The following is a 24,229-nucleotide window of genomic DNA, read 5'->3' as shown; positions in this document are numbered from 1 at the left end:
CGGTTGACCGTAAAACGCTCAATGCGGGTCGGTAGCGGAATCGGACCACGAACCTCAGCACCGGTACGTTTAGCCGTATTCACGATCTCACGGGTCGATGCATCGAGAATACGATGATCGAACGCCTTGAGCCGGATGCGGATGTTTTGGCCGTGCATTGCTTTGCTCCACTCTCCCCCTCCCCGCCGCGGTTACGGCAGGGAGAAGGAAAACCCCTACTCGATGATTTTCGTGACGACGCCGGCACCGACGGTGCGGCCGCCTTCGCGAATTGCGAAGCGTACTTTCTCTTCCATGGCGATCGGCGAGACGAGCTCGACGGTCACCGAGACGTTGTCGCCCGGCATGACCATTTCCGTACCTTCGGCGAGCTTGACGGTGCCCGTGACGTCGGTCGTGCGGAAGTAAAACTGCGGACGATAGTTCGTGAAGAACGGCGTGTGACGGCCACCCTCTTCCTTGTTCAGGATGTACGCCTCGGCCGAGAACTTCTTGTGCGGCTTGACAGAGCCCGGCTTGCAGAGAACCTGGCCGCGCTCGACGGCTTCCTTGTCGATACCGCGCAGCAGGCAGCCCACGTTGTCGCCAGCCTCGCCCGAGTCGAGCAGCTTGCGGAACATTTCGACGCCCGTGACGACCGACTTCTGCGTGTCGCGGATGCCGACGATTTCGACTTCTTCGCCAACCTTGATGACGCCGCGCTCGATACGGCCGGTGACGACCGTGCCGCGGCCCGAGATCGAGAACACGTCTTCGATCGGCATCAGGAAGGGCTGATCCTTCGGACGCTCCGGAATCGGGATGAAGGTGTCCATCGCCTCATAGAGCTTGAGGATGGCTTCGTCGGCGAGCGGGCCCTTCTCACCGTTGAGCGCCTTGACGGCGGCGCCGCGAATGACCGGGGTGTCGTCGCCAGGGAAGTTGTACTTCGAGAGAAGCTCACGAACTTCCATTTCGACGAGGTCGAGAAGCTCTTCGTCTTCGACGATGTCGCACTTGTTCAGGAACACGACGATCTTCGGCACGCCAACCTGGCGGGCGAGAAGAATGTGCTCGCGCGTCTGCGGCATCGGGCCGTCGACGGCCGAGACGACGAGGATCGCGCCGTCCATCTGGGCGGCGCCCGTGATCATGTTCTTGACGTAGTCGGCGTGGCCTGGGCAGTCCACGTGTGCGTAGTGACGGTTCGGCGTCGCATATTCGACGTGCGAGGTGGCGATCGTCAGAATCTTCGTCGGGTCGCGACGACCCTGGGACTCAGAGGCTTTCGCAACTTCGTCATATGCGATCGACGTCGACGTCCAGCCGCGATCGGCCGAGACTTTCGTCAACGCTGCGGTCAGCGTCGTCTTACCATGGTCGACGTGTCCAATCGTGCCGACGTTGCAGTGCGGCTTGTTCCGCTCGAATTTTGCCTTCGCCATCGTTGGCTCTCCTCAGTCTTACTATCTGGTCCCGCAATCTTCCGATCCGGGCATTCAAGCTTCGTTTCTTCGAACTCGTTGGCGGGCAATCCCGCCGGCCGAGCCCAAATTCTTATCAGGCGTACTTGGCCTTGACCTCTTCCGCCACGTTGCGCGGAACTTCCGCATAATGCGCGAACTGCATCGTGTACTGCGCGCGGCCTGTCGACATCGAGCGCAGTGTGTTGATGTAGCCGAACATATTCGCAAGAGGGACGTAGGCGCGAATGACGACCGCGTTTCCGCGCATTTCCTGGTTACGGATCTGGCCGCGCCGGGAATTGATGTCGCCGATGACGCCACCGACGAAATCCTGCGGCGAGACGACTTCGACATCCATGATCGGCTCAAGCAGCTTCACGCCGGCCTTTTCGCAGCCTTCCTTCATCGCGGAACGCGTGGCGATTTCGAAGGCGATTGCCGACGAGTCCACTTCGTGGAACGCGCCGTCATAAAGGGTGACCTTCATGTCGACCATCGGGAAGCCGATGAGCATGCCGCTGTCCCAAACCGAATTGACGCCCTTCTCGACGCCCGGAATGTATTCCTTCGGAATAGAACCACCGACGATCGTCGTCAGGAACTCGTTGCCCTTGCCCGTCTCGTTCGGTTCGAGCTTCAGCTTGACGCGCGCGAACTGACCCGTGCCGCCCGTCTGCTTTTTATGTGTGTAGTCGATGTCGGTCGAACGCGCGAGCGTCTCGCGATAGGCGACCTGCGGGGCGCCCGTGTTGGCCTCGACGCCGTAGGTGCGCTTCAGAATATCGACCTTAATATCGAGATGAAGCTCGCCCATACCCTTGAGGATCGTCTCTCCCGATTCCGGATCGACCGAAACGCGGAACGACGGGTCTTCGAGAGCGAGCGTGTGAAGCGCGATCGCCATCTTTTCCTGATCGGCCTTCGTCTTCGGCTCGACCTTCATTTCGATAACCGGGTTCGGAAAATCCATCTTCTCGAGAATGACCGGCTTCGACGGATCGCTAAGCGTTTCGCCCGTGCGCGTATCCTTAAGGCCCTGAAGAGCAACGATATCGCCAGCGAAAGCTTCTTTAATTTCTTCGCGGTCAGCAGCGTGCATGAGGTACATGCGGCCGGCGCGTTCTTTCTTGTCGCGCGTCGTGTTCGCGAGCGCCATGCCCTGCTCGAGCTTGCCCGAGTAGATGCGGCAGAACGTGATCGAACCAACGTGTTCGAAGCTCATGATCTTGAAAGCGATCATCGACAGCGGCTCGGAGTCCGAGGGCTTACGAAGAATTTCCAAATCAGTCTTCGGATCGATGCCGGTATAGGCTTCGCGATCGAGTGGCGACGGCAGGAAGTCGACGACGGCGTCGAGCAGCGGCTGCACGCCCTTGTTCTTAAAGGCCGAGCCGCACATCATAGGATAGAAGGCGCGCGTCACCGTGGCCTTGCGGATGAGCTTCCGCAAAGTATCTTCATCGGGCTCTTTGCCATCGAGGAAGGCCTCGAGAGCGGTATCGTCCATCTCCACCGCGGCTTCGATCAGCGCGGCGCGAAATTCCGCAGCCTTGTCGGCGAGATCGGCCGGGATCGGCCCTTCGCTCATCACGGCTTCTTTGCCATCGCCGTCCCAGGTGATGGCAACCATACGAATGAGATCAACGACGCCGCGGAAATTCGACTCAGCGCCGATCGGAATCTGCAGCGGCACAGCGCGTGCGCCGAGCTTGTCCTTGATGTCGGCGAGGCACATGTAGAAATCAGCGCCGGTCTTATCCATCTTGTTGGAGAAGATGATGCGCGGAACATTGTACTTGTCGCCCTGACGCCAGACCGTTTCCGTCTGAGGCTCGACGCCCTGGTTGGAGTCGAGAACACACACGGCGCCGTCGAGCACGCGCAGAGAACGCTCGACTTCGATCGTGAAGTCGACATGACCTGGAGTGTCGATGATGTTCAGACGGCGCTTGCGGCCGTCGCGGCCGGGCCAGAAACAGGTCGTTGCAGCGGACGTGATCGTGATACCGCGCTCGGCTTCCTGATCCATAAAGTCCATCGTCGCGGCGCCGTCATGGACTTCGCCGATCTTGTAGGACTTGCCGGTGAAATAGAGGACGCGCTCCGTAGTCGTGGTTTTCCCAGCATCAATGTGAGCCATGATGCCGAAATTGCGGTAGTCCTCGATTGCGTATTGTCGGGCCATTGGGTGCCTCGAAAGTCCTTGGTTCTTGTCCTACCAGCGGTAGTGCGAAAAGGCGCGATTGGCTTCCGCCATCTTGTGCGTGTCTTCCCGCTTCTTAACGGCAGTGCCGCGATTGTTCGCAGCGTCGAGCAATTCGCCCGAAAGCTTGTCGATCAGCGTCGACTCGTTGCGCGAACGGGCCGCGGCGATGAGCCAGCGGATCGCGAGAGCCTGACGGCGCTCGTTACGCACTTCGACCGGCACCTGATAGGTGGCGCCGCCGACGCGACGAGAGCGAACCTCAACGGCCGGCATGACGTTCTCAAGCGCCTGCTTGAAAAGATCGAGCGGGTTCGATTTTCCCTTCTGCTCCATCTTTTCGAATGCGCCATAAACCATGCGCTCGGCGACCGACTTCTTGCCGTGCTCCATCACCGCATTCATGAACTTGGTGACGACAAGGTCGCTGAACTTCGGATCCGGGATCACTTCCCGCTTTTGCGCCGCGTGACGACGAGACATCCTGACTGGCCCTTCGCTTCAATTCTGTGTGTGGTGGGCCAGATGATCCGACCCGAAACATCGACCAATTACTTCGGCCGCTTCGCACCGTATTTCGAACGCCGCTGACGGCGAGCCGCAACGCCCTGCGTATCGAGCACGCCACGGACGATGTGATAGCGAACGCCCGGCAAGTCTTTCACGCGGCCGCCACGAATGAGCACCACGGAGTGCTCCTGAAGGTTATGACCTTCACCCGGGATATAGCCGATGACTTCAAAGCCGTTTGTCAGCCGGATCTTGGCAACCTTACGAAGCGCCGAGTTCGGCTTCTTCGGTGTCGTTGTGTAAACGCGCGTGCAGACGCCCCGCTTCTGCGGGCAGGCTTCCATGTGGCGCGATTTCTCGCGATAGACCGGCTTCACGCGCGGCTTACGGATCAACTGTTGTATCGTCGGCATTCGCCCAATCCTGAACCTCATGGCTCATCCCCGAATGGGAATGCGCCAAGCAAACCTGCCAGGTGCGAAAATCGCCCCCGGCATGAAAAAACCAGAGGATCGTGCCGCCTCTTCAGGTGGCAGATCGTGGCCCGTCGATATGCTCTGCTTTATAGACGGGAGCGTTTAGGCCCAAAATGGCGCTAAAAGCGCCGGACGACCTACCACCTTCCGTGAGAGTGGGCGGAGCTATATATCCACCAGCAATATTGGTCAACAGCCCGGCCGGCATCGAATGAGATTATTTTCGCCCGTTCACGCCGAAACGGGCAAATAAAACCTGCGACCGGTTGTCTGCCCGCAGAATTTACTGCCGGCAGAGCAACGTAAATTTAAGCGCGCGGTTTCTCGCAGCTTTGATTCAGTCCCAACGCAATCAAACAAAAACGGCCGCCTCCGAAAGAGGCGGCCGTTCGAACGAAAAGCGTTATTCTGGTCGAAGCCGCGCCTACTCTGCGGCCTCTTCCTGCGGACGGCGTCGGCGCCGTGCGGCCGGACCCGACGCGCCATCGGGCGAAGGCAGGTTGCCCGACTTCGCCTTCTCTTTCGCGATCAGGTCGTCGCGCTGCGCCGCGACCTTGCGGAGCTGGCGCAGCATGCCGCCCGTACCGGCCGGGATCAGACGGCCGACGATGACATTCTCCTTCAGGCCCTCGAGCGTATCCGACTTGCCGTTGACGGCGGCGTCGGTCAATACGCGCGTCGTCTCCTGGAAGGATGCCGCCGAGATGAAGGAGCGCGTCTGCAGCGAAGCCTTCGTGATGCCGAGCAGGACAGGCATTGCCGACGCCGCCCGCTTGCCGGCCTTCTGAGCCGCCGCGTTGATCTCGTCGTATTCAACCCTGTCGAGCTGCTCGCCCTTGATGAGCTCCGTCTCGCCGGCGTCCGTGATCTCGACCTTCTGCAGCATCTGGCGAACGATCACCTCGATGTGCTTGTCGTTGATCGTAACGCCCTGGAGCCGGTAAACATCCTGGATCTCGTTGATCAGGTAGTTCGCGAGTTCTTCGACGCCCTTGATCGCCAGGATGTCGTGCGGGGCGGGATTACCGTCGTAGACGAAATCGCCACGCTCGACGCGGTCGCCGGGCTGGACGGCCAGGCTCTTGCCGCGCGGAATCAGGTATTCGACGGGCTCGGCCGACTCATCATCCGGCTTGATCGTGATGCGCTGCTTGTTCTTGTAGTCCTTGCCGAACTCAATGGTGCCCGAGATATCCGCCAGGATCGCGTGATCCTTGGGACGCCGCGCTTCGAAGAGTTCCGCAACACGCGGCAGACCGCCCGTGATGTCGCCCGATTTCGCCGACGCCGTCGGAATACGAGCGAGCACGTCGCCCGCCTTCACCTCGGCGCCGCGATCGACCGAAAGCACGGCCTCGACCGACAGCAGATAGCGCGCATCGCCGCCACGCGCGACCTTGATCGGCTTGCCTTTGGAGTCCTTGATCACGATCGCCGGTTTCAGCTCGGCGCCCCGCGGAGTGGCCCGCCAATCGACGATAACGCGGTTGGACGTACCCTTCATTTCGTCGGTCTGTTCGCGGACCGATGCGCCTTCGATCAAATCCTCGAAGTCGACCGAGCCGTTGGCTTCCGACAGAATCGGACGGGTGTAGGGGTCCCACTGCGCGATCTTGGTGCCGCGCTTCACGGTATCGTCCTCGTCGACGAAGATGCGGGCGCCGTACGTGATCTTATGGGTCGCGAGCTCCTTGCCGGACTGGTCGACGATGATGACCGACATGATGCGGCTCATCGCGACGTTCTGGCCCTTCGAGTCCTTCGCGATGGCGCGGTTCTTGAGCTTCACCGTGCCGTTGAAGTTGGACTCGATGAACGACGAGTCGACGAGGTTCGCCGTACCGCCGATGTGGAACGTGCGCATCGTGAGCTGCGTGCCCGGCTCACCGATCGACTGCGCGGCGATGACGCCGACAGCTTCACCGATGTTGACGGGCGTGCCGCGCGCGAGGTCGCGGCCATAGCACTTGGCGCAAACGCCGCTGATCGTTTCGCAGGTCAGGACCGACCGGATGCGGATTTCCTGAATTTCCGACTTCGCGATCGCTTCGGCGTGACGCTCCTCGATCAGTTCGCCATTCGCAACGAGAACCTCACCCGACACCGGATGCTTGATGTCTTCGGCAGCCGTACGGCCGAGCACACGCGCCGCGAGCGACACGATAACCTGACCGGCGTCGACGACGGCCTGCACGTTGATGCCTGCATCGGTTCCGCAATCGACTTCCGAGATGATCGCGTCCTGCGCGACGTCGACGAGACGCCGCGTCAGGTAGCCGGAGTTCGCCGTCTTCAAGGCCGTGTCGGCCAGACCCTTGCGGGCGCCGTGCGTCGAGTTGAAGTACTCGAGAACGGAAAGACCTTCCTTGAAGTTCGAGATGATCGGCGTCTCGATGATTTCGCCCGAAGGCTTGGTCATCAAGCCGCGCATGCCGGCGAGCTGCTTCATCTGCGCCGGCGAACCGCGCGCACCCGAATGGCTCATCATGTAGACCGAATTGATCGGCCGGTCGCGGCCGGTCTTTGGGTCCTTCTGGACCGCTGAAATGCGATCCATCATTTCCTTCGCGATCTGGTCGGTGCAACGCGACCACGCGTCGACGACCTTGTTGTACTTCTCGAGCTGCGTAATCAGGCCGTCCTGATACTGCTGCTCGAAGTCGCGAACTTCGACGTTGGTCTTCTCGACGATCTTTTCCTTGCTGTCGGGAATTTGCATGTCGTCCTTGCCGAACGAGATGCCGGCCTTGAACGCATGGTGGAAGCCCAGCGCCATGATGCGGTCGCAGAAGATCACCGTCTCCTTCTGACCGCAGTTACGGTAGACCGCGTCGATCAGACCGGAGATATTCTTCTTCGTCAGAAGCTGGTTCGCCATAGAGAACGACATGCCCGGCATCCTCGGCAAATGCTCGGCGAGGAGCATCCGACCCGGTGTCGTATCGTGGATTTCCATCACAGTCTCGCCTTCGGCGTTCTTGGTGATGAAACGGCCCTTGACCTTGGCGTGGAGCGTTACGGACTTCGATTCAAGCGCGTGCAGCACCTCGTTGATCGAGCCAAGCTTCATGCCTTCGCCCGGCTCGTTGTCGCGCTGCATGGACAGGTAGTAGAGACCGAGCACGATATCCTGCGACGGCACGATGATCGGCAGACCGTTCGCCGGATGCAGAATGTTGTTCGTCGACATCATCAGGACGCGCGCTTCGAGCTGCGCTTCGAGCGACAGCGGAACGTGCACGGCCATCTGGTCGCCGTCGAAGTCGGCGTTGAACGCCGCGCACACCAGCGGGTGAAGCTGGATCGCCTTGCCTTCGATCAGTTGTGGCTCGAACGCCTGAATGCCGAGACGGTGCAGCGTCGGCGCGCGGTTCAGCATCACCGGATGCTCGCGGATGACCTCGTCGAGGACGTCCCAGACTTCCGGCTTCTCTTTTTCAACGAGCTTCTTCGCCTGCTTCACGGTCGCTGCCTGGCCAAGCGTCTGCAGGCGCGCGTAGATGAACGGCTTGAACAGCTCGAGCGCCATCTTCTTCGGCAGGCCGCACTGATGCAGCTTGAGTTCCGGACCGACGACGATGACCGAACGGCCCGAATAGTCGACGCGCTTGCCGAGCAGGTTCTGGCGGAAGCGGCCCTGCTTGCCCTTCAGCATGTCGGCCAAGGACTTCAGCGGACGCTTGTTGGCGCCGGTGATGACGCGGCCGCGGCGGCCGTTGTCGAACAGCGCATCGACCGCTTCCTGAAGCATGCGCTTCTCGTTGCGAATGATGATGTCCGGAGCGCGCAGCTCCATGAGCCGCTTCAAGCGATTGTTGCGGTTGATGACGCGGCGATAGAGATCGTTGAGGTCGGAGGTCGCGAAGCGGCCGCCGTCGAGCGGAACGAGCGGACGCAGTTCCGGCGGGATGACCGGAACCTGCGTCAGGATCATCCATTCGGGACGATTGCCACTCTCCATGAACGCTTCGATGACCTTCAGGCGCTTGCCGAGTTTCTTCGGCTTCAGCTCCGTCGTCGCTTCCGCGATTTCCTGGCGCAGATGGACCGCGATCTTGGGCAGATCCATCGCGGACAGCAGCTCACGGATCGCTTCCGCGCCGATGCCGGCCGTGAACGTGTCGGCGCCATATTCATCGATCGCCTGGTTGTACTGCTCTTCCGACAGGAGCTGCTTCTCCTGAAACGGCGTCGTGCCCGGCTCGATGACGACGTAGTTTTCGAAATAGAGAACGCGCTCGAGATCCTTGAGCGCCATATCCATGAGCAGGCCGATGCGCGACGGCAGCGACTTCAGGAACCAGATGTGTGCGACAGGCGCCGCAAGCTCGATGTGGCCCATGCGCTCGCGGCGCACCTTCGCAAGCGTCACCTCGACGCCGCACTTTTCGCAGATCAGGCCTTTGTACTTCATGCGCTTGTACTTGCCGCACAAGCATTCGTAGTCCTTGATCGGTCCGAAAATGCGCGCGCAGAAGAGGCCGTCGCGCTCGGGCTTGAACGTGCGGTAGTTGATCGTCTCGGGCTTCTTGATCTCACCGAAAGACCAGGAAAGGATATCCTCGGGCGAGGCGATCGAGATGCGGATCTGGTCGAACGTCGGAACAGGAGCCTGCGCTTTAAAGATATTGGAAATTTCGTTCATCAGCTGTCTCCTCGAGGGACCGGAGGGGTGGCCGTTCCCGTGGAATTTTCAGGCCCTCGCCCGGTCTTACGGAGAGAGGGTTCGGGTGAGGGGCGGCAGCTTCATCACATGAGGCTGCCCCTCACCCCGTCCCTCTTCCCGGCACGCGGAAAGAGGGTGGGATCGTGTTACTCGGCTGCCGGCGGCAGCTGTGCCAGAGGCGCTTCCGGTTCGACCGCTTCCTCGGCCTCCGGTGGTGGCACCTCGGTGTTGACGAGCTCGACATTGAGGCCGAGCGCACGCATTTCCTTGACCAGCACGTTGAAGCTTTCCGGAACACCGGCTTCGAAAGCATCGTCGCCTCGGACGATCGCCTCGTAGACCTTGGTGCGGCCCGCCACGTCGTCGGACTTCACCGTCAGCATTTCCTGCAGCGTGTAGGCGGCGCCATAAGCTTCGAGCGCCCAGACCTCCATTTCGCCGAAACGCTGACCGCCGAACTGCGCCTTGCCACCGAGCGGCTGCTGAGTGACGAGCGAGTACGGTCCGATCGACCGGGCGTGGATCTTGTCGTCGACGAGATGGTGCAACTTCAGGACGTACTTGTAGCCGACGGTGACTTTCCGATCGAACGGTTCGCCCGAGCGTCCGTCGAACAGCGTCACCTGACCCGAGGTGTCGAAGCCTGCCATTTCCAGCATCTCGACAATGTCCTTCTCGCGCGCGCCGTCGAAGACCGGCGTCGCGATCGGCACGCCGGTTCTGAGGTTCTCGGCGATGCCGGCGAGTTCCTCGTCCTTCATCGACGCCTTGATCTCACCGGTGCCATAGACCTTCGTCATCTGGTCGCGCAGCGCCTTCGCCTGCCCGCTCTCGTGGTACTGATGCAGCGCTTCATCGATCAGACGGCCGAGACCGCGGCAAGCCCAGCCCATGTGCGTTTCGAGGATCTGTCCGACGTTCATGCGGCTCGGCACGCCGAGCGGGTTCAGAACGACGTCGACCGGCGTACCGTCCTCGAGGAACGGCATGTCTTCCGACGGAACGATCATCGACACGACGCCCTTGTTGCCGTGACGGCCGGCCATCTTGTCGCCTGGCTGGATCTTGCGCTTCACGGCGACGAAGACCTTGACCATCTTCATGACGCCGGGAGGCATCTCGTCGCCGCGCTGCAGCTTGTCGACCTTATCGGCGAAGCGAAGGCCCAGGCCCTTCTTCGCGTCTTCGTACTGCTTCTGAATGGCTTCGACTTCGGCCTGCGCCTTCTCGTTGGCAAGGCCGATTTCCCACCACTGGCTGCGCGGAATGTCATCGAGGATCACGGTGTCGATGGTCGTGCCTTTGCGCGCGCCCTTCGGACCCTTTGCGACTTCCTTGCCCATCAACGCGTCCTTGAGGCGCGCGTAGACGTTGCGGTCGAGAATTTGCAGCTCGTCGTCGCGGTCCTTCGCGAGGCGTTCAATTTCCTCGCGCTCGATCGCCATCGCGCGCTCGTCTTTCTCGACGCCGTGGCGGTTGAAGACGCGCACTTCGACGATCGTTCCGGCAACGCCTGGCGGCAATCTGAGCGACGTATCGCGAACGTCGGACGCCTTCTCGCCGAAGATGGCGCGAAGCAGCTTCTCTTCCGGCGTCATCGGGCTCTCGCCCTTCGGCGTGATCTTGCCGACGAGGATGTCGCCCGGATGGACCTCGGCGCCGATGTAGACGATGCCCGCTTCGTCGAGGTTCTTCAGCGCTTCTTCCGAGACGTTCGGAATATCGCGCGTGATTTCCTCAGGCCCGAGCTTCGTATCGCGCGCCATCACCTCGAATTCCTCGATGTGGATCGAGGTGAACACATCCTCGGAGACGACGCGCTCGTTCATCAAAATCGAGTCTTCGAAGTTGTAGCCCATCCACGGCATGAACGCGACGAGCACGTTCTTGCCCAGTGCCAGTTCGCCGAGTTCGGTCGACGGACCGTCGGCGATGATCTCGCCCGCCCGCACATGGTCGCCGACGTTGATCAGCGGCCGCTGGTTGATGCAGGTGTTCTGGTTCGAGCGCTGGAACTTGCGCAGACGATAGATGTCGACGCCCGGCTTCGACGGGTCCTGCTCTTCCGTTGCGCGGATAACGATACGGGTCGCATCGACCTGATCGACGATGCCGGTACGGCGAGCGGCGATCGCGGCGCCGGAGTCATGGGCAACGCGCTCTTCCATGCCGGTGCCGACCAGCGGCGCTTCCGCCTTGATCAGCGGCACGGCCTGACGCTGCATGTTGGAGCCCATCAGTGCGCGGTTGGCGTCGTCGTTCTCGAGGAACGGGATCAGCGCCGCGGCGACCGAGACAAGCTGCTTCGGCGACACGTCGATGTAGTCGACCTTGTCCGTCGGGACGAGCATCACGTCGCCGTTGTGGCGGATCGTGACGAGGTCTTCCGTCATCTTACCTTTCGCATCGATCTCGGCATTCGCCTGCGCCACGTGATGGCGCATCTCTTCCATGGCGGAGAGGTAGACGACGTCGTTCGTCACGCGGCTGTTGACGACCTTGCGATACGGGCTCTCGATGAAGCCATACTTGTTGACGCGCGCGAACGTCGCGAGCGAGTTGATGAGGCCGATGTTCGGACCTTCCGGCGTCTCGATCGGGCAGATGCGGCCGTAGTGCGTCGGATGCACGTCGCGAACTTCGAAGCCCGCGCGCTCACGCGTCAGACCGCCCGGTCCAAGTGCCGAGAGACGGCGCTTGTGGGTGATTTCCGACAACGGATTCGTCTGGTCCATGAACTGCGACAGCTGCGAGGAGCCGAAGAACTCGCGCACGGCGGCGGCCGCCGGCTTCGCGTTGATCAGGTCCTGAGGCATCACGGTGTCGATATCGACCGACGACATGCGCTCCTTGATGGCGCGCTCCATGCGCAGAAGACCGACGCGATACTGATTTTCCATCAGCTCGCCGACCGACCGCACGCGGCGATTGCCGAGATGGTCGATGTCGTCGATCTCGCCCTTACCGTCTCTGAGATCGACAAGCGTCTTCACGACCGCGAGGATGTCGTCCCTGCGGAGTACGCGCATCGTATCCGGCGCATCGAGTTCGAGGCGCATGTTCATCTTCACCCGGCCGACGGCCGAGAGGTCAAAACGTTCCGGATCGAAGAACAGGCCGTGGAACAGGTTGGTCGCCGCTTCGATGGTCGGCGGTTCACCCGGACGCATGACACGGTAGATGTCCATCAGCGCTTCCTGCTGATTGGCGTTCTTGTCGATGTTCAGCGTGTTGCGGATGAAGGGGCCGATGTTGATGTAGTCGATGTCGAGGATATGGAAATCCCTGACCTTCTGCTCTTTGAGTTCGGCGAGGAGATCGGCATCGAGTTCGTTACCCGCTTCCGCGAAGATCTTGCCGGTCTCGAGATCGACGATGTCTTCGGCGATGAAGCGCCCGGCGAGATCTTCCGCCGAGATCAGGATTTCCTTGACGCCGCTTTCGGCAAGTTCGCGCGAGCGGCGTGCCGTAATCTTCTCGCCGGCGCGTGCGATCACTTCGCCGGTCTTTGCGTCGGCGATGTCGGATTGCGGAGTAACGCCGCGGAATTTTTCCGGCAGATACGGCATTTTCCAGCCGCGCTTCGATTCCTTGATCGGAATGTGCTTGTAGAAGTGCGACAGGATTTCCTCGTCGTCGAGGCCCAGCGCATACAGCATCGTCGTCACCGGCAACTTGCGGCGACGATCGATACGCACATAGACGTTGTCCTTGGCGTCGAATTCGAAATCAAGCCACGAACCGCGATACGGGATGATGCGAGCCGCGAACAACAGCTTGCCCGACGAGTGGGTTTTGCCGCGATCGTGGTCGAAGAAGACGCCCGGCGAACGGTGCATCTGCGAAACGATCACGCGCTCGGTGCCGTTGATGATGAAGGTGCCGTTCAACGTCATGAGCGGCATGTCGCCCATATAGACGTCCTGCTCCTTGACGTCCTTGATCGACTTGGATCCCGTCTCTTCGTTGATATCAAACACGATGAGGCGCAGCTTCACCTTGAGCGGCGCCGCATAGGTCATGTCGCGCTGCATGCATTCGTCGGTATCGAATTTCGGCGGCTCGAATTCATAGCTGACAAATTCGAGCGTCGACTTGCCGGCGAAATCCGAAATTGGAAACACGCCCCTGAACACCGACTGCAAGCCGAAATCGTCCGACCTGCCGCCCGGCGGTTCCTTGACCATCAGAAAGTCGTCGTAGGATGCTTTCTGAACCTCGATGAGATTCGGCATCTCAGCGACTTCGCCGATCGAACCAAATTGTTTGCGGAGGCGTTTGCGGCTTGTGAGGGTTTGAGCCATGTCGGTCCCTTCGTGCTCTCGTATGCGGGGGAGGCCCCGCGATCCAAATTCATTCCGGTCACTCATGGCGACTCGCGTTTCGCGAGCCGGCCGCCACGAGGGCCGGTTTAAAACGGTTCACCGGAGGGCCCTTTTCCGAGGTTGCTTGAACCTCAGGCCCTCCGGAAAGCCGTTTTCCGTTTGCGCCTTCCGACTCTCCTCCGGAGAGCTGGCCGAAAGACGCGGTATGCGCAGACATCAACACCGACCGGGAGCGGCCCGGCCGGTGTCGATGTTTGATTACTTGACTTCGACGACGGCGCCTTGATCTTCGAGCTGTTTCTTCAGCTTGGCGGCTTCGTCCTTGGAGACGCTTTCCTTCACGGTCTTGCCGCCGGCCTCGACGAGGTCTTTCGCTTCCTTCAGGCCGAGGCCCGTGATGGCGCGAACTTCCTTGATGACGTTGATCTTCTTGTCGCCACCTGACTTCAGGATAACGGTGAACTCGGTCTGCTCTTCAACAGGCGCGGCGGCGGCGCCAGCCGGAGCGGCGACGGCGACTGCGGCCGCAGCCGAAACGCCCCACTTCTCTTCCAGCATCTTCGCGAGTTCGGCCGCTTCGAGCACGGTGAGGCTCGACAGGTCATCAACGATTTTCTCGATCTTAGACATATATAGTGTCCTTCCGGTTTGAACCTAGAGGTTGAGTTGCAGCACCCTATTTCAGGGCTTTCGCTGCGTTTGCGTTTGCGGGCTCAAGCGCCCCACAACTTGTCCTGGCCAGCTATGCGGCCTCGCCTTGTGCTGCCTTGGCCTGAATGACACGAGCAAGCTGGGCTCCCGGCTCCTTGACGGTCCGGGCGATTTTGGTCGCCGGAGCGTTGAGAAGGCCAATGAGCTTGGCGCGCAGTTCATCAAGCGATGGCAGGTCGGCGAGCGCTTTCACGCCGTTCGCGTCGAGGATGGTCTTGCCCATCGCGCCGCCGAGGATCACGAGCTTATCGTTACCCTTGGCATACGTGACGGCAGCCTTCGCCGCTGCGATCGGATCTTTTGAGAAGGCCAGAATGGTCGGCCCCTTCAATAAGCCCGAAAGCTGTTCGGCGTCGGTATCCTTGAGCGCGAGCTGCGCCAGCTTGTTCTTGGCCACTTTCACAGAGCCGCCAGCGTCTTTGACGCGCTTGCGGAAGTCTGCGGATTGAGCGGCCACGAGGCCGGTGTTGTGGGCGATCACAACCACGCCGGTGCTTTTCAGCTCGGCATGGAGATGGTCGATGAGCTCACGTTTCGCGGCTCTATCCACGTCTCGTCTCCTTGCTGCGAAGCTTCATTCGCGAAGCTCCGCGGGTTGCACCTTGCCGCCCTGTCCGCGTGCGGAGCGGGCGACGTTGGTCTGTCCTCGTTCCCGTGGACCGCTCGAACGGCGGCACGGTGCTGACCCAGAAGGTTCAAACCGAATGCAAGGCGTGCGCCTCAAATCCGATCCACTTCTGTCTCATGCAGGCTCTCTCGGTCTTGAGAGATTTCGGCCGCCCAGCGAACTGGTTGGCACCTACAGTCTCGGACAGTTTCGAACCGAAGCTCGACGAGCCCCGGTTCGGGTTTTCCGGGTTGCCCCGGAATTCTTGATAATCTTAGACGACGGGTCCCGACGAAACGGTCGACGTGTCGAGCTTGAGGCCAGGCCCCATCGTCGACGACACCGACACTTTCTTCAGGTACGTGCCCTTGGAGCCCGTCGGCTTGGCCTTGATGACCGCATCGACGAACGCCTTGATGTTCTGAACGAGCGCCTCTTGCGAGAAGCTCGCCTTGCCGATGCCGGCGTGAACGATGCCCGCCTTTTCGACACGGAACTCGACGGAACCACCCTTCGCGCCCTTGACGGCGGTCGTGACGTCCATGGTCACCGTTCCGACGCGCGGGTTCGGCATTAGACCGCGCGGGCCCAACACTTTGCCGAGGCGGCCGACGAGACCCATCATGTCGGGCGTCGCGATGCAGCGATCGAAGTTGATCGTGCCCTTCGAGACGATCTCGACCAGGTCTTCCGCGCCGACAATATCGGCGCCGGCGGCCTTGGCTTCGTCAGCCTTCGCACCCTTCGCGAAGACGGCGACGCGCGACGTGCGACCTGAACCGTTTGGCAGATTGCAGACGCCACGCACCATCTGGTCGGCGTGCTTGGGATCGACGCCAAGATTGACGGCGACTTCGATCGTCTCGTCAAATTTTGCCTTGGCGCGATCCTTCAGGATCTTCACGGCTTCGTCGACATCGTACGACTTGCCCGCGGCAAGGCCCTGCTTGACGGTGAGCATGCGCTTACCGCCGGCTTCGCGCGTTTCCTTGATCTTCTCGGCGCTGATTTGAGCTTTTGCCATCGGACTACTCCACCACCTTGAGACCCATCGAACGCGCGCTGCCCGCAAGCGTGCGGGCGGCAGCATCGATATCGTCGGTGTTCATGTCCTTGAGCTTGCCCTTGGCAATCTCTCTCAGCTGCGCAATCGTTACCTGTCCGGCGACAGCGCGACCCGGCTCCTTGGAGCCCGTGCCACCCTTGCCGGTCGGACGAAGGCCTGCGGCCTTCTTGATCAAAAATGTTGCGGGCGGATTACGCATCTCGAACGTGAAGGAGCGGTCGGAGTAGACCGTGATCTTCACCGGGATCGGCGTACCCTGCTCCAGGTCCTTCGTCTTAGCGTTGAAGGCCTTGCAGAATTCCATGATGTTAACGCCGCGCTGGCCAAGCGCGGGACCGATTGGCGGCGACGGATTCGCCGCGCCTGCCGGTACCTGTAGATTGATAAAGCCATCGACTTTCTTCGCCATAGTCCCCTTCACTCATTAGAGCGTGAATACGCCAGTTGGGCGTTACGCTCAGGGTTAGCGGTTCAACGGACTGGATCGCTTGTCGCGAAGCCTGCCCTCCCGCACATCACCGCTCCAGAACCGAAACCCCGGCGCGGTTCTCCGATGCCTAAAGCACCGGAATTCTCAACGCACGCACGACACCCCGGCAACCACCGTCGGGACGTCGCCCTTTAACTTGCAATCTTTTCGACCTGCCCGAATTCAAGTTCGACCGGCGTCGGCCGCCCGAAGATCGACACCGCGACCTTGACCCGCGACCGCTCCTCGTCGACGTCCTCGACGACACCCGTGAACGATGCGAACGGACCGTCGGCAACCTTGACGTTCTCGCCGATCTCGAAAGTGATCGTCGGACGCGGCCGCTCGACGCCTTCCTTCACTTGGTTGAGGATGCGCAACGCCTCATCCTCGGGAATCGGCATCGGTTTGTTGTCGGCGCCGAGAAATCCCGTGACCTTCGGCGTGTTCTTGATCATCACGAACGCCTGATCGGTCATCTTCATCTTGACGAGCACGTAGCCCGGCAGAAACTTGCGCTCGGTCGGAATCTTCCGGCCGCGCTTGACCTCGACGACCTCTTCGGTCGGCACGACGATCTCTTCGAAGAGATCTTCAAGACCACCCGCCTTCGCACGCTCGCGGATGGCATCGGCGACCTTGCGCTCGAAATTCGTATAGGCGTGGACGATGTACCAGCGCGTTCCGGCCACCGACTTTTTTTCTTCGCGATCTTGCGCGACAACCATTCTCAAACGCCCTCTTGCGCGGTCACTCAAGCCAAAAAACGAGAGTTGATGCTCAACTGCCCACCCCAAGAACGAAGCGCACGACGTGGCTCAACACCTGATCGACGAGCAAAAAGAAAATAGAGGCGAGCGCGACCATGATGAGCACCATCAAAGTCGTGATCCACACCTCTTTCCACTTCGGCCAGGTGACCTTGGAGACTTCCTGCCGAACTTCCTGAATAAAGGTTATGGGGTTGAACTTCGCCATTAAAGTGCTTTCTATGCGCAGATGCGACAACGTGCCGCTCCAGCCCCATCGTTTTTCGACCGGGCTGGTCGGCAGATCAGACCTAGCTGAGGCTGGCAGGGGCGGAGGGTCTCGAACCCCCGACCTTCGGTTTTGGAGACCGACGCTCTACCAATTGAGCTACACCCCTTAAACCCGACGCGAGCAAAAGCCCGGGCGTCGCGCAGCCTCTTTCGGGGCGTGTTTCCTTAACTGATGTCTTCGGCGTTGTCAGCCCCACCCGCAAGCTTTTTTGTCTCGGACGGCCTAATCAGCACGAGGATCTCGGACGCCAAGCCTTGTCAGCGGCCCGCCCAAGGGCCGGGAGTATCGGCGGAAGCACCTGCTGAAGGCTGCGCTGCGCCGGAGACGGGCTCGACCACGACGGCCGAACCGTAGGCCAGCACCTCGGTCACGGCAGCGGCGATCTCGTTCGCGTCGTACCGCATGGCGATCACTGCGTTGGCGCCCATGCTTTGCGCGTGCTCGACCAGCAAATCGAAGGCTTCCTGCCGCGCCTGCTCCGCGAGCTTGGTGTACACGGAGATATTGCCGCCGAAAAAAATCTGAATCGCGGCGCCGAGATTGCCGACGACGCTGCGCGAACGCACTGTCAGGCCCCGAACCAGACCGAGATGGCGCACGACGCGGTAGCCCTGAATTTCGTTCGTCGTCACGACCAGCATGAAAATCCCCCGTTTTTGGCCCGCAGGGAGAATGGCGCAGGCAGAGCGCAACCTACTGCAAGAGGCTTTGATTGGCGACCGCCGAAGTTGCAATGCCTGGGTCGTCAAGGCAGATATTCCCGCTCGTTCGCGAACTCCAACTTGCAAAAATCGCGTTGCAACAACGCGGGCAATTCGCGAAGGGGGCTTTGTCGTCGTCCCGCCTTACGCTATCAGCTTCCGTGCCCACATAAGCGGAGGCTCCCCGCCGCCTTCGAGTAGTTACCGTCCCGACGACGACTAAATCCCGCCCTGATTATTCGTTCAAAGCCAGCGCCATGACATTCACACCTCATCGTCGCGATGTTCTTTCCGGAGCCTTGGCCGCATCCGTCGCCGGATGGGCGCTCCCTGCGCGAGCCGCCTCCGTCGGCGCCATGGCGCTTGGCAATGCGGAGCCCTTCTCCTTCGATGATCTCAAGATACGGGCGAAGGAACTGGCGAAAACCGCATACACGCCGCCTCCGAAACCGTCCGCGACCGATCCTCTGCGGGACATGACGTTCGATACGTTCGCGCAAGCGATCTACAAGCCCGACATGGAGCTTTGGCACGACGTCCCGGGGGCGCAGAAGGTCCGCCTCTTCCCGCAAGGGCGGTTCTATGCCGAGCCCGTCAGCATCTACGTCGTCGAAAACGGACAGGCGCAGCAGATCGTCTACACGCCCGACCTTTTCAACATGCCCGCCGATCACCCGCTCCGGACCTTGAAGTCGGCCGGCTTCGCCGGTTTCCGCCTGATGAGCCGCGGCGGCGTCAGCGACTGGCTCTCCTATCTCGGCGCATCGTACTTCCGTGCATCCGACCCCAACGATCAGTACGGCGGATCGGCGCGCGGCCTGGCGATCAACACCGGGCGACCGGAAGAATTTCCGCGCTTCACATCCTTCTGGCTGGAGCAGAACGGCGCCGGCATGACGATCTACGCCCTGCTCGAAAGCCAGAGCGTGACCGGCGCCTATCGCATGGACAGCCGCCGCATCCAGGGCGGCCAGGGCGGCGCCTTGCAGGACGTCGAATGCGAACTCAATTTCCGCGCGCCGGTCGATTTTCTTGGCATTGCACCTTTGACCGGCATGTTCTGGTACGGTGAGAACTCGGCTCACTTCCGCGGCGACTGGCGACCTGAAGTGCACGACTGCGACGGTCTCTCATTGTGGACGGGCACGGGCGAACGCATCTGGCGTCCGGTCGCCAATCCGCCGCGCATCGTCACCAACAGCTTCTCCGACGACAATCCGAAAGGCTTCGGCCTCGTTCAGCGCGACCGCAACTTCGAGAACTATCAGGACGACAGTCTGTTCTACGACCGCCGCCCGAGCATGTGGGTCGAACCGCTCAACGCCTGGGGCAAAGGCTCCGTCAATCTCGTCCAATTGCCGACGACGAACGAGACCGAAGACAACATGGTTGCGTTCTGGACGCCTGAGGAGAAGATCGTTCAAGGCACGGTCATCAACGCGAAATATCGTCTCTACTGGGGCGTCGATGGCCCGCCGACGGGTGATGTCGGCCGCATCGTCGCGACGCGCATTGGCCTCGGCGGTCTTGGCGGACGCGACCTCGATCTCCGGCACACCAAGCCCGGCGCGCGCAAATTCATGATCGACGTCGAAGGCAAGGTTCTCGAAGAGCAGACCCGCTTCGGCGGCACGCACACCGTCGTGACGACCACGCGCGGCAAGATCACCGGCGTCGAGGCTTTTCCCGTTGTCGGCACCAAGCGCTGGCGCATGATGTTCGATCTGTCCGACCTCGACGGACGGGAAGCCGACCTGCGCGCATTCCTGCAAAAAGACGGCGTCGTGCTGAGCGAAACCTGGATCTACCAGGCGTTTCCGTAACGACTGCGTGCTCGAACGCCGTGGGTGTCACGCGACGGCGGAATGACGTTGCCTCGAAGCCTCGTCCCTCGCCTCGGTGCAACTCAGACCGAGATGGCTTTCACCATCCCGCGAATTAGCTGCGATCAACCGCACGCGAGCCCAATTGTTGCCATCGAATGACGCGACGCTGTGTGGCGTCGGGCTACACCTCATCCCAGACGCACTCCGCATAACCGGTGTCGCATGTCCTATCGCGTATTTTCCATTCCGCCCAAGGTTCGCATCCGGGAGAACATCGATTTTCCCGGCCCTGTCGTCATTGAGGGCACCGTCCTCGGTGACGTTAGCTGCATGACGCTGACCGTCGGAGAGCGCGGCATCGTCGACGGCACGATCAAGGCCGACCGCGTGACCATCCTTGGCGAAGTCTCGGGCGAAATCTTCGCGACCCACATCACGTTGAAGCCGTCGTCGGCAGTCGCCGCGAATATTTTTCACAAGCACTTATCCGTGGAAGACGGATGCCTGTTCGAAGGCAACTCGCGCCGCCACGCCGCTCCCTTGGAACTCGCGTAACTCTCGCGCGGTCGCCCCGACGCGAGGATTGCAAAGCCCTGGCAAGCGAAATTGCCAGACTTCCATAACCACGCCGATTGATCTGCCGCACGAGCCAACTAAAACCCGTTGAGTAATGCAGACTCGTCGTATGGAAATTCTTATTATCGAAGATCACCCGATCGTCGTATCCGGGTGCCGTCAGCTTTTTGCGGATCGCGCGGACGTCACGTTCCATGACGCGGCCACTCTTGCCGAGGGCCGGCGAATTCTAAAAGATCGCGCGCTGGATGTCGTCGTCATCGACCTGCATCTGCCGGATGGCTCCGGCATCGACTTCATCCGTGAAATGAGCCGGCGATGGCCGCGAACGAAAATCATCGTTTTTTCGGTCGCCGAAGAAGCGCCCATGGCCATGCAGGCGATCGACTGCGGCGCTCATGGCTTTGTCAGCAAGAACGGCCGGTCGGCTGATCTCCTGAGTGCGATCGAAGCTGTCTGCAGAGGCGAGAGCTGGCTTTCGGACGAGCTTCTGCAGCGGGTCGCGCTCATGCGCGCCGTTCCCGACAAGGGGCCGCGCCTGACGAAGCGCGAAAAGAATGTCCTGAAGCTGCTGACGGCCGGCCGCCACCAGTCGGAGATCGCGAAAGATTTGAACATTTCGACGAAATCGGTGGCAACCGACTGTCTCTCGATCCGGCAGAAACTCAATGCCCGCACCACCGCTGAAATGATTGCGATCGCCGTCAAGACAAACGTCGGAGACTAGCCTCGGAGCAGCACGCTGTCGGTGGCAGCGCGTGATCCTCCACTCCGTCCCGAAACACAGGAGTGTCGCATGTCACGCCCAATCTACAGTCTCTTTGCGATGACCATCGCGGTTCTATCCTTGCTGCTTCCGGCAGGCGCCAGCGCCGAGGAGTCAAACCCGGACAATGAAGCCGCCTGGACGAGCATCCGAAAGGACACCTTTGGCCAACAGGAAATGATCGACGGCAAGGGCTTCCTGTCGCTCGAAGCTCCGGAGCGCGCGGAAGATGCCGCTGTCGTTCCGATCACGATCCGTCTGACGCCTGAGCTTGCGGACAAGATCAAATCGCTGACGCTCGTCGTCGACGAGAACCCGGCCCCGATCGTCGCAACATTCACGTATGGAGAAGCGGCGGGGAGCGGACAGCGCATCCTGGCGACGCGCATTCGTGTCGATCGCTACACGTTCGTGCGCGCCGTCGCGGAAAGCTCGGACGGCAAATTCTATATGACGAAGACGTTCGTCAAAGCCTCCGGCGGCTGCTCCGCCCCGGCAAGCCGCGACGCGGAGGAGGCCGCGAAATCCATCGGCAAGATGCGCATCAGGACCGCCACGGCAACCGCCGGCAAGTCCGGCCTCGGCGAGGTCATGTTGCGGCATCCGAATATTTCGGGCCTCGCAATCGACCAGATTTCAGGCGGCTACCCGCCTGCGCGCTTCATCTCGCATCTGTCCGTGACAGCAGGAGGCAAGCTCGTCTTCGCAATGGAAGGCGGCATCTCGATCAGCGAAGACCCAAATTTCCGGTTCAGCTATTCGGCCGGAGCGAATGATTCACTTGAAGTCACCGCCGAGGACACCGGTGGAAGCAAATTCTCCGGCCGCTCCGGAAGCCCGTCCTAGGGGTCTGAGATCCCACATGAGCACGCTTTCCGTGCGACCTCGACGCGGATGCGAGACCGTTGCAGCGTTCCGTAAGTGGGCGGCTGGCGCAAAGTTATGGAGCGGGTGATGGGAATCGAACCCACGTATTCAGCTTGGAAGGCTGCTGCTCTACCATTGAGCTACACCCGCTAGGGCCGTGAAGGCTGGGCTTTCTGCCATGCTTCGGCGGTTCTAGCAACGGGCTGAAACGGGAACAAGATGCGAAACGGGAGAAAGGACTCCCGAACTTGTCCCGAAGCGGTTTGAGAACGTTCTGCGGCCAATCGCAGTCTCAGACAGCTTCGTTCTTAAGGGTGTGCAGAAGCCTCGCCGCGCCTTGCATGCTCCCCGAATTAAGCTGAGAATCCGAAGCCACCACTTCGCTTCGGATAGAATGCTCGACCCTACCGCCGAATACATTCTGCTGTTTATGGTCTTTGCCGTCGTGCTGGCGGCATTGGCGGTGCTCGTTCGAGCCGTTGTCGCGACGACGTCGGGTTGCATGTCGATTCCGCTGAAGGCCGTTGCGTTCGGCGAGCGGGTCAAACGGCTTTTCTCCAGACAACCTGCGATCAGCACGCAGCGTGCCAAGGCGCTTACCGGTAAGGGGTCGGCAAAAACGCTGCCGGTAATTCATCTCGACAAAGCAACGGCTTGCCAACGGGGGTCGGCAGACCGCCAAGGGCCGATGCCAAGCACTGAGGGGGTCGCCACGGGTCGCCGGCCAAACAGCATCAATGATTCCGGGCCTCCCGAGGGGGGTCGCCAAGGGGTCGCCAACGAGTGCGTCGGGCTTACCGGTAACGCGAAAACCCGGCTTACCGGTAAGAAGTTTACCGGTAAGCGCCGGAAGGGTCGCCAAGGGTCGGCGTGTCCTTGGCAAGGACAGGTTGCAGAGGTCTGCCAAGGCGCTCCCGATCGAGTGGCGACCCTTGGCGACCCCTCATCGGGCGCTCCCCGCTCCCGTCATCCCCGACGCCGAGGCCGCCATGCGGTTTCGCATCTGGATTCTGGAATTCGGCCTTGAGCAGATTGGCCGGGGCCAGGGCGAACTGATCGCAACGATCGATCTTTGAGAACTCGCGCACCGGTTCGCAGCGGGAAGCGGATTTCGGATTGGATCGCGCGATCGCTTCTTCGAGGAGCTGCGGAAGCTGCCCGGCGTCAACAAGGAAGAAGCGCGTGGCCTATTCGTTCCGACCTGCGAATGCCGCGAACTGGAAGACGGCCGGCGGATAGGCAGCGGGCCGCCGGTGCTCGCCTGCGCCGGGTCTTTTATTTTTCACTGCTCGGCGTGAAACTTTTTTCGAAACACGGCGTTGGTGTTGCATCCGGTTATGCGACCCCACGAGCGCTGGCCGGACCCTATCGCAGCCAGGAATCCCCCTCTCCTGGCCCCGGTCTTTCAAACACCCCAGTCCCCTCCCGCTGGGGTGTTTTTTCTGCCGATGATCAATGTCCGAAGAGCGTCGCCATATCCGTCGCGGCATTCATCGGGCAGCCGAAAAACTGGCCACCCGAGAGAAGCCGATCATTTCGTTCGCTGCCCGGGCTGTGACGCTTGGATTGACATGCGAGACCTTGGAATGGCTTTCGACCATGCCGGTCCGCTTCCGCACCCGGTATCGGATAAGGACCATGGAGATCGCTCGATATAGGTCAGTCGCACCAGCTCTCTGAATTTGTCGGGAACGTCCAGCGTACGTTGCGATGCCAACGCAATCACTATCGAAGCCAATCGCTCACGGCAAACCGAGACATCCGCTTCATTGCGGTACGTGTCTGATTTGACCTCGCTCCAGACACTTTCGAAAATTTCAGTGAGGAGCGATATATCTTCCGGCCCGAAGCCGTGTAAAAGCCGGAGCAATAATCCCTCACAGAAGCGGCTGATTTGTTCGGCCGCGCCGGACTAAAAGTGCGGCAGATTGGAGCCCTGTGCCTGCGTCGGCGCGAGGGCGGGGATGAAGCAGG

General features: G+C 60.8%; 19 protein-coding genes and 2 tRNA genes. 5 read left to right on the top strand and 16 right to left on the bottom strand.

Annotation, left to right across the window (positions count from 1 at the left end; all coding sequences use genetic code 11):
- The 15 genes from WC026_RS15600 to WC026_RS15530 form a co-directional block, all read right to left on the bottom strand.
- Positions 1 to 158, bottom strand: a 158-nt coding sequence (locus WC026_RS15600; RefSeq protein WP_372711931.1) for a 30S ribosomal protein S10, incomplete at its 3' end; no start/stop codon positions are given.
- A 57-nt stretch (positions 159 to 215) separates the two neighbouring features.
- On the bottom strand, positions 216 to 1,424 hold the full coding sequence (gene tuf / locus WC026_RS15595; RefSeq protein WP_372711928.1) for an elongation factor Tu: 1,209 nt from the start codon (positions 1,422 to 1,424) through the stop codon (positions 216 to 218).
- A 115-nt stretch (positions 1,425 to 1,539) separates the two neighbouring features.
- Positions 1,540 to 3,630, bottom strand: a complete 2,091-nt coding sequence (fusA, locus tag WC026_RS15590; protein WP_372711927.1) for an elongation factor G — start codon at positions 3,628 to 3,630, stop codon at positions 1,540 to 1,542.
- Between the two features lie 30 nt (positions 3,631 to 3,660).
- Positions 3,661 to 4,131 (bottom strand): 30S ribosomal protein S7, encoded by a 471-nt coding sequence (rpsG, locus tag WC026_RS15585; RefSeq protein ID WP_372711926.1) that lies wholly within the window; start codon positions 4,129 to 4,131, stop codon positions 3,661 to 3,663.
- Positions 4,132 to 4,199: 68 nt separating this feature from the next.
- Positions 4,200 to 4,571, bottom strand: coding sequence for a 30S ribosomal protein S12 (gene rpsL, locus WC026_RS15580; protein ID WP_013215041.1), 372 nt, complete (start codon positions 4,569 to 4,571; stop codon positions 4,200 to 4,202).
- Between the two features lie 487 nt (positions 4,572 to 5,058).
- On the bottom strand, positions 5,059 to 9,282 hold the full coding sequence (gene rpoC / locus WC026_RS15575) for a DNA-directed RNA polymerase subunit beta' (RefSeq protein WP_372711930.1): 4,224 nt from the start codon (positions 9,280 to 9,282) through the stop codon (positions 5,059 to 5,061).
- Between the two features lie 164 nt (positions 9,283 to 9,446).
- Complete coding sequence (gene rpoB, locus WC026_RS15570) at positions 9,447 to 13,604, bottom strand: DNA-directed RNA polymerase subunit beta (RefSeq protein WP_372711925.1); 4,158 nt, start codon at positions 13,602 to 13,604, stop codon at positions 9,447 to 9,449.
- Positions 13,605 to 13,883: 279 nt separating this feature from the next.
- A complete protein-coding gene (gene rplL, locus WC026_RS15565) occupies positions 13,884 to 14,255 on the bottom strand; it encodes a 50S ribosomal protein L7/L12 (RefSeq protein WP_372711924.1) in 372 nt (123 codons plus the stop codon).
- A 112-nt stretch (positions 14,256 to 14,367) separates the two neighbouring features.
- Positions 14,368 to 14,886 (bottom strand): 50S ribosomal protein L10, encoded by a 519-nt coding sequence (gene rplJ / locus WC026_RS15560; RefSeq protein ID WP_372711923.1) that lies wholly within the window; start codon positions 14,884 to 14,886, stop codon positions 14,368 to 14,370.
- Between the two features lie 331 nt (positions 14,887 to 15,217).
- On the bottom strand, positions 15,218 to 15,904 hold the full coding sequence (gene rplA, locus WC026_RS15555; protein WP_372711929.1) for a 50S ribosomal protein L1: 687 nt from the start codon (positions 15,902 to 15,904) through the stop codon (positions 15,218 to 15,220).
- Positions 15,905 to 15,971: 67 nt separating this feature from the next.
- Positions 15,972 to 16,418: a 50S ribosomal protein L11 gene (rplK, locus tag WC026_RS15550; RefSeq protein WP_372711922.1), complete on the bottom strand. Its 447-nt coding sequence runs from the start codon at positions 16,416 to 16,418 to the stop codon at positions 15,972 to 15,974.
- Between the two features lie 212 nt (positions 16,419 to 16,630).
- A complete protein-coding gene (nusG, locus tag WC026_RS15545) occupies positions 16,631 to 17,206 on the bottom strand; it encodes a transcription termination/antitermination protein NusG (RefSeq protein ID WP_372711921.1) in 576 nt (191 codons plus the stop codon).
- Positions 17,207 to 17,258: 52 nt separating this feature from the next.
- Entirely contained in the window at positions 17,259 to 17,456 is a 198-nt protein-coding gene (secE, locus tag WC026_RS15540) for a preprotein translocase subunit SecE (protein ID WP_372711920.1), read from the bottom strand.
- Between the two features lie 93 nt (positions 17,457 to 17,549).
- Positions 17,550 to 17,625 (bottom strand) — tRNA-Trp (locus WC026_RS15535).
- A gap of 151 nt (positions 17,626 to 17,776) precedes the next feature.
- Complete coding sequence (locus WC026_RS15530) at positions 17,777 to 18,160, bottom strand: YbjQ family protein (RefSeq protein ID WP_372711919.1); 384 nt, start codon at positions 18,158 to 18,160, stop codon at positions 17,777 to 17,779.
- Positions 18,161 to 18,477: 317 nt separating this feature from the next.
- Here WC026_RS15530 and WC026_RS15525 point away from each other — a divergent pair, with 317 nt between their 5' ends.
- From WC026_RS15525 to WC026_RS15510, 4 genes are all read left to right on the top strand, one after another.
- Positions 18,478 to 20,043, top strand: coding sequence for a glucan biosynthesis protein (locus tag WC026_RS15525; protein WP_372711918.1), 1,566 nt, complete (start codon positions 18,478 to 18,480; stop codon positions 20,041 to 20,043).
- Between the two features lie 225 nt (positions 20,044 to 20,268).
- The gene (locus WC026_RS15520) at positions 20,269 to 20,601 is read left to right on the top strand and encodes a polymer-forming cytoskeletal protein (RefSeq protein ID WP_372711917.1); all 333 of its coding nucleotides are present in this window, start codon (positions 20,269 to 20,271) and stop codon (positions 20,599 to 20,601) included.
- A 130-nt stretch (positions 20,602 to 20,731) separates the two neighbouring features.
- A complete protein-coding gene (locus WC026_RS15515; RefSeq protein ID WP_372711916.1) occupies positions 20,732 to 21,349 on the top strand; it encodes a response regulator in 618 nt (205 codons plus the stop codon).
- Between the two features lie 69 nt (positions 21,350 to 21,418).
- Positions 21,419 to 22,234 (top strand): quinoprotein dehydrogenase-associated SoxYZ-like carrier, encoded by an 816-nt coding sequence (locus WC026_RS15510; protein WP_372711915.1) that lies wholly within the window; start codon positions 21,419 to 21,421, stop codon positions 22,232 to 22,234.
- A gap of 97 nt (positions 22,235 to 22,331) precedes the next feature.
- On the opposite strand, the gene WC026_RS15505 is transcribed toward WC026_RS15510, so the two are convergent.
- A tRNA-Gly gene (locus WC026_RS15505) sits at positions 22,332 to 22,405 on the bottom strand.
- Between the two features lie 782 nt (positions 22,406 to 23,187).
- Here WC026_RS15505 and WC026_RS15500 point away from each other — a divergent pair.
- Complete coding sequence (locus WC026_RS15500; RefSeq protein ID WP_372711914.1) at positions 23,188 to 23,331, top strand: hypothetical protein; 144 nt, start codon at positions 23,188 to 23,190, stop codon at positions 23,329 to 23,331.
- Positions 23,332 to 24,229 lie beyond the last annotated feature (898 nt).

The organism is Hyphomicrobium sp. (assembly GCF_041674905.1).
GTDB lineage: Bacteria > Pseudomonadota > Alphaproteobacteria > Rhizobiales > Hyphomicrobiaceae > Hyphomicrobium_B.
Note: the sequence above shows the minus strand (reverse complement) of the source record. Positions and strands in the feature narration are given on the sequence as shown.